Source organism: Pseudonocardia sp. GCM10023141, from assembly GCF_042653605.1.
On the sequence record NZ_JBHSIR010000067.1, the window covers coordinates 176611 to 192054 of the forward strand.

15 protein-coding genes are annotated in these 15444 nt (G+C 73.6%); 8 read left to right on the plus strand and 7 right to left on the minus strand.

From position 1 onward, the window contains the following. Nucleotides 1–32: 32 nt before the first annotated feature. Nucleotides 33–1037, minus strand: coding sequence for a phenylacetaldoxime dehydratase family protein (locus ACFPFQ_RS38635; protein ID WP_379628007.1), 1005 nt, complete (start codon nucleotides 1035–1037; stop codon nucleotides 33–35). Beyond that, nucleotides 1037–2056 (minus strand): carbon-nitrogen hydrolase family protein, encoded by a 1020-nt coding sequence (locus tag ACFPFQ_RS38640; protein ID WP_379628009.1) that lies wholly within the window; start codon nucleotides 2054–2056, stop codon nucleotides 1037–1039. The genes ACFPFQ_RS38635 and ACFPFQ_RS38640 overlap by 1 nt, the downstream gene beginning before the upstream one ends. A 112-nt stretch (nucleotides 2057–2168) precedes the next feature. Here ACFPFQ_RS38640 and ACFPFQ_RS38645 point away from each other — a divergent pair, with 112 nt between their 5' ends. Further along, the gene (locus ACFPFQ_RS38645; protein ID WP_379628011.1) at nucleotides 2169–3110 is read left to right on the plus strand and encodes a helix-turn-helix domain-containing protein; all 942 of its coding nucleotides are present in this window, start codon (nucleotides 2169–2171) and stop codon (nucleotides 3108–3110) included. A gap of 380 nt (nucleotides 3111–3490) precedes the next feature. Here ACFPFQ_RS38645 and ACFPFQ_RS38650 read toward each other — a convergent pair whose 3' ends face one another. Together ACFPFQ_RS38650 and ACFPFQ_RS38655 are read right to left on the minus strand one after the other, a co-directional pair. Continuing rightward, nucleotides 3491–4753 (minus strand): aldehyde dehydrogenase family protein, encoded by a 1263-nt coding sequence (locus ACFPFQ_RS38650; protein WP_379628013.1) that lies wholly within the window; start codon nucleotides 4751–4753, stop codon nucleotides 3491–3493. A 111-nt stretch (nucleotides 4754–4864) separates the two neighbouring features. Further along, entirely contained in the window at nucleotides 4865–5728 is an 864-nt protein-coding gene (locus ACFPFQ_RS38655; RefSeq protein WP_379628015.1) for an exodeoxyribonuclease III, read from the minus strand. A 49-nt stretch (nucleotides 5729–5777) separates the two neighbouring features. On the opposite strand from ACFPFQ_RS38655, the gene xylA reads away from it, so the two are divergent. Genes xylA through ACFPFQ_RS38670 form a run of 3 tightly spaced genes read left to right on the plus strand, consistent with a single transcriptional unit; the run spans nucleotide 5778 to nucleotide 9489 of the window. Next, entirely contained in the window at nucleotides 5778–6962 is a 1185-nt protein-coding gene (gene xylA / locus ACFPFQ_RS38660; RefSeq protein ID WP_379628017.1) for a xylose isomerase, read from the plus strand. Continuing rightward, nucleotides 6962–8359, plus strand: a complete 1398-nt coding sequence (xylB, locus tag ACFPFQ_RS38665) for a xylulokinase (RefSeq protein ID WP_379628019.1) — start codon at nucleotides 6962–6964, stop codon at nucleotides 8357–8359. Before xylA ends, xylB begins: the two co-directional genes overlap by 1 nt. Then, nucleotides 8356–9489 carry an ROK family transcriptional regulator gene (locus ACFPFQ_RS38670; RefSeq protein ID WP_379628021.1) on the plus strand — a complete coding sequence of 378 codons (1134 nt, stop codon included), beginning with the start codon at nucleotides 8356–8358 and terminating at the stop codon, nucleotides 9487–9489. The genes xylB and ACFPFQ_RS38670 overlap by 4 nt, the downstream gene beginning before the upstream one ends. A 105-nt stretch (nucleotides 9490–9594) precedes the next feature. Here ACFPFQ_RS38670 and ACFPFQ_RS38675 read toward each other — a convergent pair whose 3' ends face one another. Beyond that, nucleotides 9595–10299: a hypothetical protein gene (locus ACFPFQ_RS38675; protein ID WP_379628023.1), complete on the minus strand. Its 705-nt coding sequence runs from the start codon at nucleotides 10297–10299 to the stop codon at nucleotides 9595–9597. A gap of 125 nt (nucleotides 10300–10424) precedes the next feature. Here ACFPFQ_RS38675 and ACFPFQ_RS38680 point away from each other — a divergent pair, with 125 nt between their 5' ends. Together ACFPFQ_RS38680 and ACFPFQ_RS38685 are read left to right on the plus strand one after the other, a co-directional pair. Further along, a complete protein-coding gene (locus ACFPFQ_RS38680; protein WP_379628025.1) occupies nucleotides 10425–11087 on the plus strand; it encodes a response regulator transcription factor in 663 nt (220 codons plus the stop codon). Further along, the gene (locus ACFPFQ_RS38685; RefSeq protein ID WP_379628027.1) at nucleotides 11084–12430 is read left to right on the plus strand and encodes a sensor histidine kinase; all 1347 of its coding nucleotides are present in this window, start codon (nucleotides 11084–11086) and stop codon (nucleotides 12428–12430) included. The genes ACFPFQ_RS38680 and ACFPFQ_RS38685 overlap by 4 nt, the downstream gene beginning before the upstream one ends. Before the next feature lie 89 nt (nucleotides 12431–12519). Here the strand turns inward: ACFPFQ_RS38685 and ACFPFQ_RS38690 are convergent, their stop codons facing one another. Further along, nucleotides 12520–13518 (minus strand): potassium channel family protein, encoded by a 999-nt coding sequence (locus tag ACFPFQ_RS38690; protein ID WP_379628282.1) that lies wholly within the window; start codon nucleotides 13516–13518, stop codon nucleotides 12520–12522. A 124-nt stretch (nucleotides 13519–13642) separates the two neighbouring features. On the opposite strand from ACFPFQ_RS38690, the gene ACFPFQ_RS38695 reads away from it, so the two are divergent. After that, nucleotides 13643–14017, plus strand: coding sequence for a hypothetical protein (locus ACFPFQ_RS38695; RefSeq protein WP_379628284.1), 375 nt, complete (start codon nucleotides 13643–13645; stop codon nucleotides 14015–14017). Here ACFPFQ_RS38695 and ACFPFQ_RS38700 read toward each other — a convergent pair. Continuing rightward, nucleotides 14014–15117 carry a saccharopine dehydrogenase family protein gene (locus ACFPFQ_RS38700; RefSeq protein ID WP_379628029.1) on the minus strand — a complete coding sequence of 368 codons (1104 nt, stop codon included), beginning with the start codon at nucleotides 15115–15117 and terminating at the stop codon, nucleotides 14014–14016. The genes ACFPFQ_RS38695 and ACFPFQ_RS38700 overlap by 4 nt on opposite strands. Before the next feature lie 76 nt (nucleotides 15118–15193). Here ACFPFQ_RS38700 and ACFPFQ_RS38705 point away from each other — a divergent pair, with 76 nt between their 5' ends. Further along, nucleotides 15194–15415, plus strand: a complete 222-nt coding sequence (locus ACFPFQ_RS38705; RefSeq protein ID WP_379628031.1) for a hypothetical protein — start codon at nucleotides 15194–15196, stop codon at nucleotides 15413–15415. Nucleotides 15416–15444 lie beyond the last annotated feature (29 nt).

The following is a 15444-nucleotide window of genomic DNA, read 5'->3' on the forward strand; positions in this document are numbered from 1 at the left end:
ACCATGCTGCAGTCGGGGCGAGGGCGCGCCGGTCAGCCGGCCAGGCCGGTGCCCTCCCGGCAGTCGACGTACTCGAAGTACTGCTCGTCGGCCGTGGCGACGGAGACCTCGTGGTAGAGCCGCAGCCGCGCGGCCGGACCCATCGTCATCAAGTACTTCATCGCCGCCCCGAAGATCGCGACGTGCGTCGGGTGCGACTCCGCCCACCGCTCCAGTGCCGCCAGGCTGCGCCACCAGCTCAGCCCGAACGTCCGGTCAACCGCCACGCCGTCCTCGACCACCGTGAGGTAGCGGTTGGACCAGCAGCCGATCGCGGCCCCCTCGGCGGTCAGGAAGTCCATCCCGGCGCGCAGCACCGGTTCGACGTCGTCGAGGTACATGCGGCGCTCGTCGCCGTCGGTGTCGGTCCAGTCCTGGCCGGAGCGGATCAGGCAGGCACCGTCGGCCGGGCGGACCCGGACGCGGCCGCCGTCCCGCTCCACGACCGGCTCCCCCGCAGGGGCCATCGCGTCGGTCTGCGACGCCGGGATGCGGTCGCGCATCCCGCCCCAGTAGGCGTGCTCCTGGATCTCGCCGCTGAGCCCGTCGGCGATGACCGCGACGCCCTCGGGCCGCCCGAGCGAGGAGAACAGCGTTTCGTGCTCCTCCACGGTCGGGCGCAGGATCTCCGCCCAGCGGCCGTTGCCGTCGCGCGCGGCGTCCCCGAGCCACACCTCCCGGTGGGCGGCGAACCAGCGGTCGAAGGCCGCGGGGTCGTCCCAGTAGGCGATCGAGACGATCTCGGTGGTGCCGTCCGGGCCCTCCCGGCGGGCGCGGTCGTGGTGGCCCGGCCCGTCCGGTGCGTCGAACGCGGCATCGAGCGCGGTGAGCGCCGGCTGCTCCCCTGTGAACTGCAGCCCCAGGTAGGCCATCACGACCTGCTGCACCGCGGTCGAGGACCGGGCCACGAACGACGGGTACGGCGGCGCGTAGTCGTCGGGGACGCGGCGGTGGCGGGAGCGCTCGACGACCAGGTGACCCGGGATCGCCGACTCCATCAGACGCTCGCCCGCTGCGCCGCGACCGGCTCGATCTCGCCGCCGATCTCCACACCGGGGGCGGCGAACGGGACGACACGGTCGCCAGGGGTCTTGTTGAGCAGCAGCCGGTAGACGTCGGGCCGCGCGTAGTGGCCCGACGGGTCGGCGGCGGCCTTGGCGAGCGAGATCATGCCGAGGTCCAGGTCGGCGTAGACGATGCCCTCCTCGTCCTCCGCGAGCGACTCGTGCATCTGCTGGCCGTCGGGTGCGTAGATGCGGGCGAACCCACCACCGGGCAGCAGCAGCGCCCGCTTGGTGTCGTCGGTGCACAGCAGGTCGATCATCTCCGGCGAGACCGTGGCGCAGGGGGCGATCACGAAGCAGCCACCCTCGACCGCGTAGACCCGGCTGGCGGCGGTGTTGACCTCCGGGCCGAGCGCGTACGCGCCGCCGCGGTAGACCGAGAAGCTCGGCCACGCCCCGACGTGCACCTGCTCGTCCTGGGCGTACATCGCGTACTTCGACAGCGGCTGCAGGTGCTCCCAGCAGCACAGCCCGCCGAGGCGGCCCAGCGGGGTGTCGTAGACGGTGAGGTCGCTGCCGTCACCCTCCCCGTAGACGGTGCGCTCGACGTGGGTGGGCTTGAGCTTGCGGCGCTTCGCGATCGTCTCGCCGTCGGGGCCGATCATCCACTGCGCGATGTAGAGGCTCCCGCCCTGGCGCTCCGACAGGCCCATCACGACGGTGATGTCGTGCTGGCGGGCGGCCGCGGCGAGCTTCTCCGCCTGCGGCGTGCCGTACTGCAGCGAGTTGTCGTGGTAGCGCTGGAAGAACTGCAGGCCCCACGCGGGCGAGTCCAGCCAGATGAACCACGGGTAGCCGGGCAGCCAGGTCTCCGGGAAGCCGATCAGCTTGGCGCCGTTGGCGGCGGCCTCGGCGATCAATGCGATCGCCTTGTCGACACCGGCGTCGAGGTCGAGGAACTCGGGGGCGGCCTGCACGGCCGCCGCGCGGAACGTGGGGTGCTGGATGCTCATGGGTGCCAGCGTCGCGGCCCCGGCCGGCCGGCGCTGGTCCGTGCGTGTCGTTCTCTTTGACTCTGCGGAGCAACGTCTTGCCTGGTGGAGGCGGTGTCCCTACCGTCGGTGCATGCCGCGCCTGCTCACCACCGACGAGGTGGACGCATGCGACCGGCTGGACTACTGGAACCACGCCGTCTCCGCGGCCTACGTGCAGCTCACCTGCGAGGCGCCCGGCTCCGACGTCGTGGGCGACATCAAGGTCGACTCGCTCGCCACCCTGGAGCTCTCCCAGGTCACGGCCACGGCGCAACACGTGCGGCGCACGCCGTCGCTCATCGCGGCCACCGCTGAGGACTACTTCCTGGTGAGCATCCAGACCCGCGGCGTCGGACTGATCTCGCAGGACGACCGCACGGCCGAGCTGCACCCCGGCGACTTCGCACTCTACGACTCCACCCGCCCCTACGCGCTGCGCTTCGACGGCGACTTCCAGCAGTACGTGCTCATGCTGCCCGGCCCGACGCTGCGCTCGCAGCTGCGCGGCGCCCCCGCTCTCACCGCGCGCAGCGTGCGCGGCGCCCGCGGTGCCGGCCACCTGATGATCGAGATGATCCGCACGCTCGCGGCCGACATCGCCGTGCTCGAACCCGCAGCGGCCGCCGCCGTCGCGCAGAGCGTCGAGCACATCGTCGTGGCCGGGCTGAGCTCGCTCGCCGCCGACGAGCCGGTGCCCGAGCCGTCGCTGGCGGCGCGGCGCGAGCAGGTCAAGGCGGTGGGCCGCGCGCACCTGCGCGACCCCGGGCTGACGGTGGCGGCGATCGCGGCACAGCTGCACACCTCGGTGAGCACGCTGCACCGGGCGTTCGCGGGCGAACCCACCTCGATCGCGGAGTGGATCTGGGCGCAGCGACTCGACGCGGTGCGCGCCGACCTGTGCGATCCGACGCTGCGCCACCGCACGATCAGCGACCTCGCCTTCGCCTGGGGATTCGTCGACGCCTCGCACTTCAGCCGGGCCTTCCGGGCCCGGTTCGGGTGCACGGCGCGGGAGGTGCGGGCGGGCGGGTGATCGGGCGCTGCGCAGCAATGGCAGGAAAGCCACTTTCCTGCAACGTCGTTGCGGGATAGTGGCTGTCAGGCGCATCCGACGCCCCCGCGCCGGCCCCGTTGCGAGAGCCTGCCGCGCCGGGCGAGTGGTCAACGCCCACAGGTTCCGGTTGGATCATGAGCCAGTGCGCGCTCGACCACCGGCACGAAGATCAACGCCCACAGGCTCATGGTCACCACCGAACCAGTAGGCGTTGATCACCCCAGTTGTGCCCTCCTGTTGATCTGCCCGCCCGGCGAGGGCGCCCTGAAGCCGGGGCACACTGCCCAACCGCACCCGAGAGCGCCGATTCTCATCCTTCATGGCGGCCTCCGGCCATGACGGCTTTCCTGCAACGGGAGTCAGGCCGGCGGCAGCACCACGAACTGGCGCAGGGTCAGGTCCAGGTACGTCACCGGCCCGCGGGGACCGGGCGTGTGGTCGACGTTGATGCCCGTCTCCGGCAGGCCCAGCAGCTTGTAGCCGTCGAGCAGGCGGGTGGTGGCGTTCCAGAACACCCCCGTGCCGGTGTAGGCGTCGATGAACGCCGTGGCGGCGTCCTCGTCGGCAGCGCAGACGGTGGCCGCCAGCCCGGACGTCTCACGGGCCGCGGTGAGCGCCGCGTCCACCGGGCCGGCGACCGTGGCAACGGTGACGTGGGCTTCGGCCCCTGAGTCGAGCGCCCACTCGTGGCCGAGTGGGTGGGCGTGCGGGGCCAGGCTCGGGGTGATGCCGCCCGCGCGCAGCGCCTTCTCCGCCACCGGCCACAACCGGTCGTAGGCCGGGGCGTCGACGAGCAGCAGGTTGAGCCGGTTGCAGACGCCGAGCCGGTCGGTGCCCTCGGTGACCAGCCGCTCGACGGTGGCCTCGTCGGCGCTCGCGTCCAGGTAGAGCACGCCGCCGCCGTCGGCGTGGGCGAGCACGCGGGTACCCGCCGCCGCACCCAGCGCGGAGAGCCGACGCGTGACATCGCCGCTGCCACGCACGACCACGAGCGGCACGAGATCGGGCAGGCCGACCAGCGCGTCCGCGCCGGCGTGACCGGGCGTGGGCACGAGCTGCACCGCGCCCTCGGGGATGCCGTGGCGTGCGAGCGCGGGCGCGATCACCAGCTCGACGAGCGCGCGGGCGCTGCCCAGCGCCGCCGCCCCGGTGCGCAGCACGGCGGCGCTGCGGGCCTTGAGCACCTGCGAGGCGACGTCCACGGTGACGTTGGGCCGCGCCTCGAAGACCGCCCCGATGACCCCGACCGGGACGCGGCGCTCGAAGACCCGCTCCCCCGAGTCCAGCGTGCGGACCGCGTGCTGCAGCGGCGGCTCCGGCGTCGCGGCGAGTACCTCGAGCTGGTGGGCCATCTCGGCGAGCCGCTCGGGTGTGAGCCGCAGCCGGTCGAGCAGGCCTGCGGCCATGCCACCCTGCTCGGCGGTGGCGACATCGGCGGCGTTGGCGGCGAGCAGGGCCTCGGCGTGCTCGCGCAACAGCTCGGCCGCGGTGCGCAGGGCGGCGTCGATGGCCGGGCCACCCGCGGCCCGCACGCCCGGGGCGGCCGCGGCGGCGCGCTCGGCTGCCTCGCGGACGGCGATGGCCTCAGGGATGGCCTCGGGAATGCTCGATGCGGTGCTCACCGGACAAGGTTGCCATGTCACACGGTGCGCCGGATGCGCAGGAGGGCGTCCCTCCTGACGTCCAGTGTCAGCAGGGCGTCCCTCCTGACGTCGCGGGGCGCGACGTCGCGCCTACGCGCGCCCGGGCCGCTTCGCCGGCGCCGACGGTGGCGGCACGACCGGGCCGATGTCGCCGTCGGGCGCGGTGTCGAAGTCGACGATCACGGGTGCGTGGTCGCTCGGGCCCGTGCCCTTGCGCGCCTTGCGGTCGATCCAGGCGGCCTGCACGCGCCCGGCCGGATCGTTGCCGGCCAGTACCAGGTCGATCCGCATGCCCTTGTCCTGGTGGAACCGGCCGGCGCGGTAGTCCCAGTAGCTGAAGACGCGGTCGGACGGCCAGCGGTCGCGCACCACGTCGTGCAGGCCGAGTCCCTTGATCTTCTCGAGCGCCCCGCGCTCGGCGGGTGTCACGTGCGTGGAATCGACGAACTGCCCGATGTCCCAGACGTCGTCGTCGGTGGGCGCGATGTTCACGTCGCCCGCGATGATCGTGGTGGCCGGCTCCACCACCGACTCCTGCAGCGCCGCGAGCCACTCCAGCTTGTAGGCGTAGTGCGGGTCGTCCGGGGTGCGACCGTTGGGCACGTACACCGATGTGACGCGCAGGCCGCCGCAGGTGGCGGTGACGGCGCGGGCCTCACCGGGCGAGTCGGGCGCCGGGAAGTGCGGCTCACCGGGCAGCCCGCGCACCACGTCGTCGAGCCCGACGCGAGACAGCAGCGCGACGCCGTTCCAGCGGCCCTCACCGAAGTGGGCCACCGCGTAGCCCCGCTCGGTCAGCGGCTCGGCGAAGGCCTCGGCGAAGGCCTCGTCGGACAGCTTCGTCTCCTGCAGGCACACGACATCGGGCGCGCGCTCGTCGAGCCACGGCAGCAGCCGCGGGAGCCGGGAGAGGGCGGAGTTCACGTTCCACGTAGCCAGACGCACGGACGGCACGCTACCGTGGACTAGTTAGTACGGTGTCTGAACAAATTAAGGGGCCACCATGGCACAGCCGACCCGCGAGGACCGCTTCAGCTTCGGACTCTGGACGGTCGGCTGGCCCGCCCGCGATCCGTTCGGCGACGCCACCCGCCCCGCGCTCGACCCCGTCGAGTCCGTGCACCGGCTCTCGGACCTCGGCGCCTACGGCGTCACGTTCCACGACGACGACCTGATCCCGTTCGGCACCGATGCCACCGAGCGCGACCGCCTGATCGCACGCTTCCGGGCGGCGCTCGACGAGACCGGCCTCGTCGTGCCGATGATGACCACCAACCTGTTCACCCACCCCGTCTTCAAGGACGGCGCCTTCACGAGCAACGACCGCGGCGTGCGCCGGTTCGCGCTGCGCAAGGTGCTGCGCAACCTCGACCTCGCCGCCGAGCTCGGCGCATCCACGTACGTGTTCTGGGGCGGCCGCGAGGGCGCCGAGGTCGACTCCGGCAAGAACATCCAGGCCGCGCTCGACCGCTACCGCGAGGGCATCGACCTGCTCGCCGCGTACGTCAAGGAGCAGGGCTACGGCATCCGCTTCGCCATCGAGCCCAAGCCGAACGAGCCGCGCGGCGACATCCTGCTGCCCACGCTCGGCCATGCGCTCGCGTTCATCGCGGAGCTGGAGCACGGCGACATCGTGGGCATCAACCCCGAGGTCGGGCACGAGCAGATGGCCGGGCTCAACTACACGGCCGGCATCGCGCAGGCGCTGTGGGCGAACAAGCTGTTCCACATCGACCTCAACGGCCAGCGCGGCATCAAGTACGACCAGGACCTGGTCTTCGGCCACGGCGACCTGCTCAACGCGTTCTCCACCGTCGACCTGCTCGAGAACGGTGCCCCCGGCGGCGGCAACCGCTACGACGGGCCGCGCCACTTCGACTACAAGCCGCTGCGCACCGAGGACGTCGACGGCGTCTGGGCGTCCGCGGCCGCGAACATGAGCACCTACCTGCTGCTCAAGGAGCGCGCAGCCGCGTTCCGCAGCGACCCCGAGGTGATCGAGGCGTTCGCGGCGGCAGGCGTGGCCGACCTGGCCAAGCCCACCCTGAACGTCGGGGAGACGGTGGCCGACCTGGTGGCCGACCGGTCGACGTTCGAGGACTACGACGCCGACAAGGAGGGCGAGCGCGGTTACGGTTACGTGCGGCTGAACCAGCTGGCGGTGGAGCACGTGTTGGGGGCGCGCTGATGTTGGTGGCGGGGGTCGACTCGTCGACCCAGTCCTGCACCGTCGTGATCCGCGACGCCGAGACCGGTGCGCTGGTGCGCAGCGGCAACGCCAAGCACCCGGGCGGCACCGAGGTCGACCCGGCCGCATGGTGGGACGCGCTGCAGGCGGCTGTCGCCGACGCGGGTGGGCTCGGCGACGTCGCGGCGCTGTCGGTGGCGGGCCAGCAGCACGGCATGGTCTGCCTCGACGCAGCCGGTGACGTCGTGCGGCCCGCGCTGCTGTGGAACGACACGCGCTCGGCTGCCGCGGCCGCCGACCTCGTCAGCGAGCTCGGCGCGCAGCAGTGGGCCGACGCCGTCGGCAGCGTCCCGCTCGCGGCGTTCACCGTGGCCAAGCTGCGGTGGCTGGCCACCCACGAGCCCGACAGCGTCGCCCGCACCGCGGCGGTGTGCCTCCCCCACGACTGGCTGACGTGGAAGCTGCGCGGCACCGGTGAACTCGCCGACCTCGTCACCGACCGCAGCGACGCGTCCGGCACCGGCTACTTCTCCGGGGCCACCGGCGAGTACCGGCTCGACCTGCTCGAGCTCGGGCTGGGCCGCTCCGACGTCGTGCTGCCGCGGGTGCTCGGGCCGTCGGAGTCGGCCGGACGCACCCCGGACGGGGTCCTGCTCGGGCCGGGCGCAGGCGACAACGCCGGTGCCGCGATCGGGCTCGGGGCCGGTCCCGGCGACGTCGTGGTCTCGCTCGGCACGTCCGGCGTCGTGTCGGCGGTGAGCAGCGTCGCCACCGCGGACCCCACGGCGATCATCGCGGGCTTCGCCTCGGCCACCGGCGAGCACCTGCCGCTGGTCTGCACGCTGAACGCGGCCCGGGTGCTCGACGCCGCGGCCACGCTGCTGGGCGTCGACCACGACGAGCTGGCCCGGCTCGCGCTCTCGGCGCCTGCCGGGGCGGGCGGGCTCGCGCTCGTGCCGTACCTGGAGGGTGAGCGCACCCCGAACCGGCCCGACGCCACCGGCGCGCTGCACGGGCTGACGCTCGCGACGTCGACGCCTGCCCACCTGGCCAGGGCCGCCGTCGAGGGGCTGCTGTGCGGGCTGGCCGACGCGCTGGACGCGATCGTGGCGGCCGGGGTGACCGTGCAGCGGGCGTTCCTGGTCGGCGGCGCCGCCCGCTCCGGCGCCGTCGCCGCCATCGCGCCTGCGGTGCTGGGCCGGCCGGTCCTGCGTCCCACACCCGGCGAGTACGTGGCCGACGGGGCGGCGCGGCAGGCGGCATGGGTGCTGGCCGGATCGGCGGCGCCCCCGGTGTGGGCCGCAGCCGACACCGAGGAGTTCCGGGCCGAGCCGACACCTGCCGTACGCGACCGCTACGCGCAGGTCCGCGACCTCACGGCCACCCGGATGCCGTGACCGCGTCCCGCGGCGTCGACATGCGGCGCCAGAACCTGGCGCTGGTGCTCGGTGAGGTCGCCGACCGGGAGCCGCTCTCGCGCGCCCAGCTCGCCCAGCGCACCGGGCTGACGCGCAGCACGGTGTCGTCACTCGTCGAACAGCTGCTCCTCGGCGGCTTCCTCACCGAGCTCGGCGCCACCGCGTCCGGACCCGGCCGGCCGGCGAATCCGTTGCAGCTCAACAGGTCCGGACCGGCCGGGCTGGGACTGGAGGTCGGCGTCGACCACGTCGGCGCCTGTGTGGTGGACCTGGCCGGGCAGGTGCGCGCGCAGCAGACCGCTCCGTCGCAACACCGCGATCGGGAACCGGCGGTGGCACTCGAACGCGCCGCCGCGCTCGCCGTCGAGGTGACGGCGCAGGCCGGGCTCGGCGTCGCCGCCGTGACGGTGGCGCTGCCGGGCGTCGTCGGGCACGACGGCGTGCTGCAGCGCGCCCCCAACCTGCCGCGCTGGGCCGACGTCGCGGTCAGCGATCAGCTCTCGAACCTGTTCGACGGCCTGCCCGTCAGCGTGGGCAACGAGGCCGACCTCGCGGCGCTCGCCGAACGCTGGTTCGGCGGCGCACCGGCGGACTTCCTGCACGTCTCCGGCGAGATCGGGGTCGGCGGCGGCATCGTGCTCGACGGGCAGCTGTTCGCCGGACCGGGCGGGCGGGCGGGCGAGATCGGCCACGTCGTCGTCGATCCGGACGGGCCGCCGTGCAGCTGCGGCGGCCGGGGCTGCCTCGAGCAGGCCGCCGGACAGGAGGCACTGCTGCGGGCGGCCGACGTCCCGGATGTCGCGGCGCTCGTGGCGCGGGGCGGTGAGCCCCGGCCGGCTGCGGCGATCGCGACGGCCGGTCGCGCATTGGGCGTCGCGTTGGCGGGGGCGGTGAACCTGCTGGACCTGCCCGCTGTCGTGCTCGGCGGGCTCTACGCGCGGCTGGGGGCTCCGCTGCTGGAGGCGGTCACCGTCGAGCTCTCCGGACGGGTGGCGGCGCGGCCGGTGCAGATCCGGCTCTCGACGCTGGGGGCCGACGGGGCCCTGCGCGGTGCGGCCACGGCGGCGGTGCGGGAGCAGTTGCGGGACCCGACGGTGCGGGTGGTGTGAGGGGGCGCCCCGACCCCTCGCCCCGTTGCAGGAAAGCCACTTTGCTGCAACGTCGTTGCGGGAAAGTGGCTTTCCTGCAATCCGGGACGCGCGGCCGGCCCACCCTCACGACGCCTTCGGCAGCACCCGTACCTGCTCGGCCTTGATCGTGCTGCCGCCCGTCACCGTGCCGGTGATGATCACGATGTCGCCCACGGCCGGCTTGGATGTCAGCGCCGCGATGTTCACCGTGGCCGGCCTGCCGTCGATGCCCATCACCGTGGCGCTGTCGCCGGTGAGCGCCGTGACCGTGCCCGTGATCCGCGCCTGCGGCGACATCACCGAGACGGCCGTGGCCGCGTCGCCGGTGCCGGTGACCCGCACGACCACCCGCTCACCGGGCTTGAGCCCGGTCAGCGCCGCAGCGCCGTCGCCGCGGACCCGCGTGCGGTCGTCGACCTTCAGCGTGCGCTGCCCGCCACCGTCGACTGCCACGACGAGCGTGCCGTCACTGACCGACACGACCGATCCGGCGAGCAGCGCGTCCTTGCCGAGCCAGCCGTCGATGCCACTTCCCTTCGGCGGCCCGGGGCGGGGCGAGCCGCCCTCCGGCCCCCGCAGCGGCCCCAGATCGCTCGACAGGCCCACTCCCGGTGCGGGTGGACGCCCACCCGGGCCGCCCGGGATGATCAGCGCCGCCGCCACGCCCCCCACGATGACCAGCGCGATCACCACGGCTCCGATCACCCCACCGCGGCTGCGCAGCCGGGACCGCGGCGCCGGGGCCGGCTCGGGAGCCGGTGGGGTGACGGGCGGGGTGGGCGTGGTCATCGAGTGCTCCTCACGGACGGTGTGACGCCACCAGCCTGGCGCCTGCACCTGAGCGGGACCTGAACCGGGTGCCACCTTCAGCCGATCTTCAGGCGGGTCCGTCCACGAGGGACGACAATGGAGCCGTGACCGCGAGAGTGCTGGTGGTGGAGGACGCCGAGGCGATCCGTGCCGCCGTGCTGGCCGGGCTCACCGCCGCGGGCTACGCCACCACCGGGCGTTCGGACGGCAAGGCGCTCGAGGTGGACCTGGCTGCGCTGCGCCCCGACCTGGTGATCCTCGACATCATGCTGCCCGGCCGCGACGGGTTCGCGCTGCTGGACGTCGTGCGCAAGCACAGCGACGCCGGTGTGGTGATGCTGACCGCCCGCGACGGCGTCGACGACCGGCTGCGTGGCCTGCACGGCGGGGCCGACGACTACGTCGTGAAGCCGTTCGTGCTGGCCGAGCTCGTCGCCAGGGTCACGGCCGTGCTGCGGCGCACGGGGCGCACGCCGGCCACCGTGGAGGTCGGCGACCTGGTCGTCGACGCCGGTGCCGGATCCGTGCGCCGCGGCGGGGTGCCGATCGACGTCACCGCCACCGAGCTGCGGCTGCTGGACTACCTGGCCGCCCAGCGCGGCCGGGTCGTCAGCAAGGGACAGATCCTCACGCGGGTCTGGGGGTACACCGACTACGACCCGAACCTGGTTGAGGTCCACATCTCGGCACTGCGGCGCAAGCTCGGCGAACCGCGGCTGGTGCACACGGTGCGCGGCCTCGGCTACGTCCTGCGGGCCGACGCATGACGCAAGCGGGCCGGCTGCGCAGCTACTCGCTGCGGGCGCGGGTCACGGCGCTGTCGATGCTGGTGCTGGCGGCGGTCCTGATCGTCGTCGGGGTGCTGACCGACGTCATCTTCGCGGCGCAGAGCCGGGTCGACATGCGCAACCAGCTGGCCCTGCGTGCCCAGATCGCCACCTCACTGCAGGCCGAGGGCTACAGCGAGGCAGAGATCCTCGACCGGCTGCGGGCCCCGGGGATCCGCGCCGCGATCGTGGACGCCGACGGCGCCACGTTCGGTGACCCGACCGACGATCCCGGGCCGCCCCGACCGCGCCGCGGACCCGACGACGAGGTGTTGCGCCAGCCGCTCGACGACGGTGCCCAGCTCACGCTCGTCGCGAGCGCGGCGCCCACGACCGACGCCCAGGACCGCCTGCGGCGCACCCTGCTGCTGCTGAGCATCGGGGCGCTCGCGGTCGGCGGGATCGTCACGATGCTCACCACCCGGTTCGCGCTCGCCCCGCTGGACGCGATGACCGCGCTGGCGCGCTCCATCACCCGCGGCGACCGCGGCCGCCGGCTCGCTCCGGCCCGCACCGACACCGAGCTCGGGCGGGCCGCCGCCGCGTTCGACGACATGCTCGACGAGCTCGAGGGCGCCGAACGGCAGGCACGCGGATCGGAGCAGGCGGCGCTCGCGTCGGAGGCGCGGACCCGGCGGTTCGTCGCCGACGCCGCCCACGAGCTGCGCACGCCACTGGCAGGCGTCCAGGCCGTCGCGGAGGCGGCGATGGCGCCGGAGCTGCCCGCCGACGAGCGGGAACGCCTGCACCTGTTGCTGCTGCGGGAGAGCCACCGGGCCGGACGCCTCGTCGACGACCTGCTCGCGATGGCCCGCATCGACGCCGGTATCGAGCTGCGGCGCGAGCCCGTCGAACTGCTGGGGCTGGCGCGGGCGGAAGCCGACCGGGTGCGGCTGCTCGACCCGGAGCGGACGATCACGGTGGACGGGGCGGCCGTCACCGTCGCGGGTGACGCGGCGCGGCTGGGCCAGGTACTGGCCAATCTGCTCGACAACGCGCGGCGCTACGCCGCGACGAGCGGTCAGGTGGCGGTGCAGGTGGGCGCCGGGCGGATGGCGAGCGTGCTGGTCACCGACACCGGTCCGGGGGTGCCCGCCGGCGACCGCGGACGGATCTTCGACCGGCTCGTGCGCCTCGACGAGGCACGCACCGCGCACGACGGCGGGGCCGGGCTGGGACTGGCCATCGCCCGCGGCATCGCGCGGGCCCACGGTGGGGACCTGCGGTGCGTCGACCCGCCGGGAGGAGCCGGGGCGGCGTTCGAGCTGACGCTGCCGCTCTGAGCCGCCCGCGGTCTCCCGTTGCAGGAAAGCCACTTTGCCGCAACGACGTTGCAGGAAAGTGGCTTTCCTGCAACCCGGCTGCCCGCCCCTCAGCCGTCGTCGGCCGGGCTCGCCTTCCGCACGTAGAGCAGCCGGTCGCCCCGCTCCAGCGCATCGACGGCCGAGGCGTCCACCCGGTACAGGTCGTCGCCGCGCACCACGCCGAGCACGATGTCGGGCAGGTGCCGTGGCGACCCACCGAGCTCGGACTCCTCCACCTCCCGCTCGCTGATCGCGAAGCCCGCATCGGGCGTCAGCAGGTCCTCGATCACCTCGACGACGGCCGGGGTGATCGTGGCAGCACCCAGCAGGCGGCCCGCCGTCTCCGCCGACACCACCACCGAGGTGGCCCCGGACTGGCGCAGCAGATGCACGTTCTCCGACTCCCGCACCGAGGCCACGATCCGGATGTTGGGCGCCAGCTCGCGCGCCGTCAGCGTGACGAGCACGGCGGTGTCGTCGCGGTTGGTGGCCACCACGATCGCCTTCGCCTGCTGCACACCGGCGATCCGCAGCACGCTCGACCGGGTGGCGTTGCCCGTGACCGTGACCAGCCCGAGCGCCGACGCCGCATCGAGCTGCGTGCGGTCGGTGTCGACCACGACGATGTCCGTGGGCTCGGCCCCGTCCCCGAGCAGGGTGTCCACGGCGGCGCGGCCCTTCGTTCCGTAACCGACGATGACCGTGTGGTTGCGCACTCGGGACCTCCAGCGCTGCACCCGGAACGACTGCCGGGAACTCTCGGTGAGCAGCTCGACGGTGGTGCCGACGAACGTGATGAGGAAGATCAGCCGCAGGGGCGTCACGAAGATCGTGGTGAGCAGCCGCGCATGGTCGGAGACCGGCACGATGTCGCCGTAACCCGTGGTCGACACCGACACCGTGGAGTAGTAGAAGGCGTCGAGCAGGCTGATGCCGTCGGTGTTGTTGTTGTCGAGGTAGCCGTCGCGGCCGAAGTACACGATCAGCGCGGTGGCTACCAGCGCACCGATCGCGATGGCGAGCCTGCGCAGCAGCGACACCAGCGGGGTGACACCGGAATCCGGCATCCGGATCGGACCGACCAAAGCCGACTCGGCGATGGAACGGCGCCGCCGATCTCTGCTCACGCCGCGGACGATAGCGCCCCGCCGTTACCGCAGGTTGCACCGCCCGTGTGACGATCAGCTCGTGATCCTTCGACGCCCCCGCCCCGCAGCGGCACTCGCTGCCCTCCTCATCGGGTCGGGCACGATGCACTTCCTCGCTCCCCGGCAGTTCGATGCCATCGTTCCGGCGCAGCTCCCGGGCTCGCCCCGGCTGTGGACGCAGGTCTCCGGGGCGGCGGAGCTGGGCATCGGCGCGGCCGTCGCGCTGCCCCGCACCCGCAGGTGGGGTGCGCTGGCCGCGGCCGGGCTGTTCGTCGCCGTGTTCCCGGCCAACGTCAAGATGGCCGTGGACTGGTCGCAGCGCTCCGTACCGGCCCGTGCCGTCGCCTACGGCCGGCTGCCCCTGCAACTGCCACTGATCCTCTGGGCGCTGCGGGTCCGCCGCGACGCGGGCCGCTAGCGGGGCACGATCCCGGCCTCGGCCGCCCCCGCCGCCAGCTCGTCGAGCCCGAACGCCGTGACGGCGTCGAGCGCTCCCGTGCCGTTCACCCCGTGCTCCGCGGCGCGGCCCGCGCCCCAGGCGAGCAGGTCGGCGGTGATCGCGTAGGCCTCCGGTGACGTCAGGTGGGTGCGGGCCAGCAGCGTGCCGTCAGCGTCGAAGACCTCGGCGAGGAAGTGCGACGTCGCACTCGCGATCGCCTCGGGCGACGGCGCGTCCGCGACCCGGCTGGTGGCGATGCCGCCCAGCACCTCGACGGCGCGCGCCGCCCCCGGCAGCTTGGTGAGCAGCGACGTTACGCGGGAACCGGCGTGCACGGCATGGGATGCGGGCCCGAACCAGCCGAGGTAGACGTCCACGACCTGCAGGCCGGGCGCGAGCCGGGGCAGCGCGAACTGCTCGCTCGCACCGATCGTGACGCCGGGCTGCGGCACACCGTCGACGTCGAAGGTGCGCAGCCGGGCACCTGCCGGCTCCACCCGCAGCTCCCCGTCGCGCCAGGCGTACCCGGGCTCGGTGGCGACGCCGAGCAACGACTGCAGCGTGCCCCGCGAGAACACCTGGCCCTTGCCGGCCCCGGTGATGAAGTAGCCGATGTCGACGCGCGCGGCACCCGCTCCTGCCTCCCGCAGCGCGAGCGCCCCGGCGAGCACGCCGGGCACGTAGTCGTTGCCGAACGCGGTGAGCAGCGCGGCGCCGGTGCGCTCGGCGGCCGGACCGTGCTGCTCGAACACGCGACGCACGAACGGCGGCTCACCCGTGGAGTCGAGGTAGATCGCGCCGGCGTCGATCGCAGCGGTGATCGCGGACCCGCCCAGCGTCTGGAACGGCCCGACGGTGCTGACCAGCACGTCTCCCCGGTCCACGAGTGCCACGACCGATCCCGCATCGGTGACGTCGGCTGCCGCTGTGTCGAGCCCGCCGAGCCGCTGCGCGAGCTCGCCGAGCCGCGCCTGGTTGCGACCGGCGAGCACCGGGCTCAGCCCTCGGGCGACCATGGCCTCAGCCGTGCGCCCACCGGTGTAGCCCGTGGCCCCCAGCAGCACGATCCTCGACGTCATGGTCGAACCCTACGTAGGCTGATCGGTGTACCGCACCGGTGGCGGCCCCTTCACACGCGATCATCAGGGATGCGCCGTGCCATCGATCGAGATCCGCCCGTTCCGTCGCAGCGACCGTGACCAGCTCACCGACCTCGTCAACGCCCACATCGATGCGGTGCTGCCCGGTGTGAGCGTCTCCCCCAACGCCGTGCTCAGCCAGCTGGAGCGGGAACCGGGCGAGTACGTCGTGGATCGGTGGGTGATCACGCGCCAGCCGCTCGTCGCCATCGCAGCAGCGCCGTCGGTGAGGCGCTGACCGCTGCCGCGCTGCGCGTGTTCGGCGGG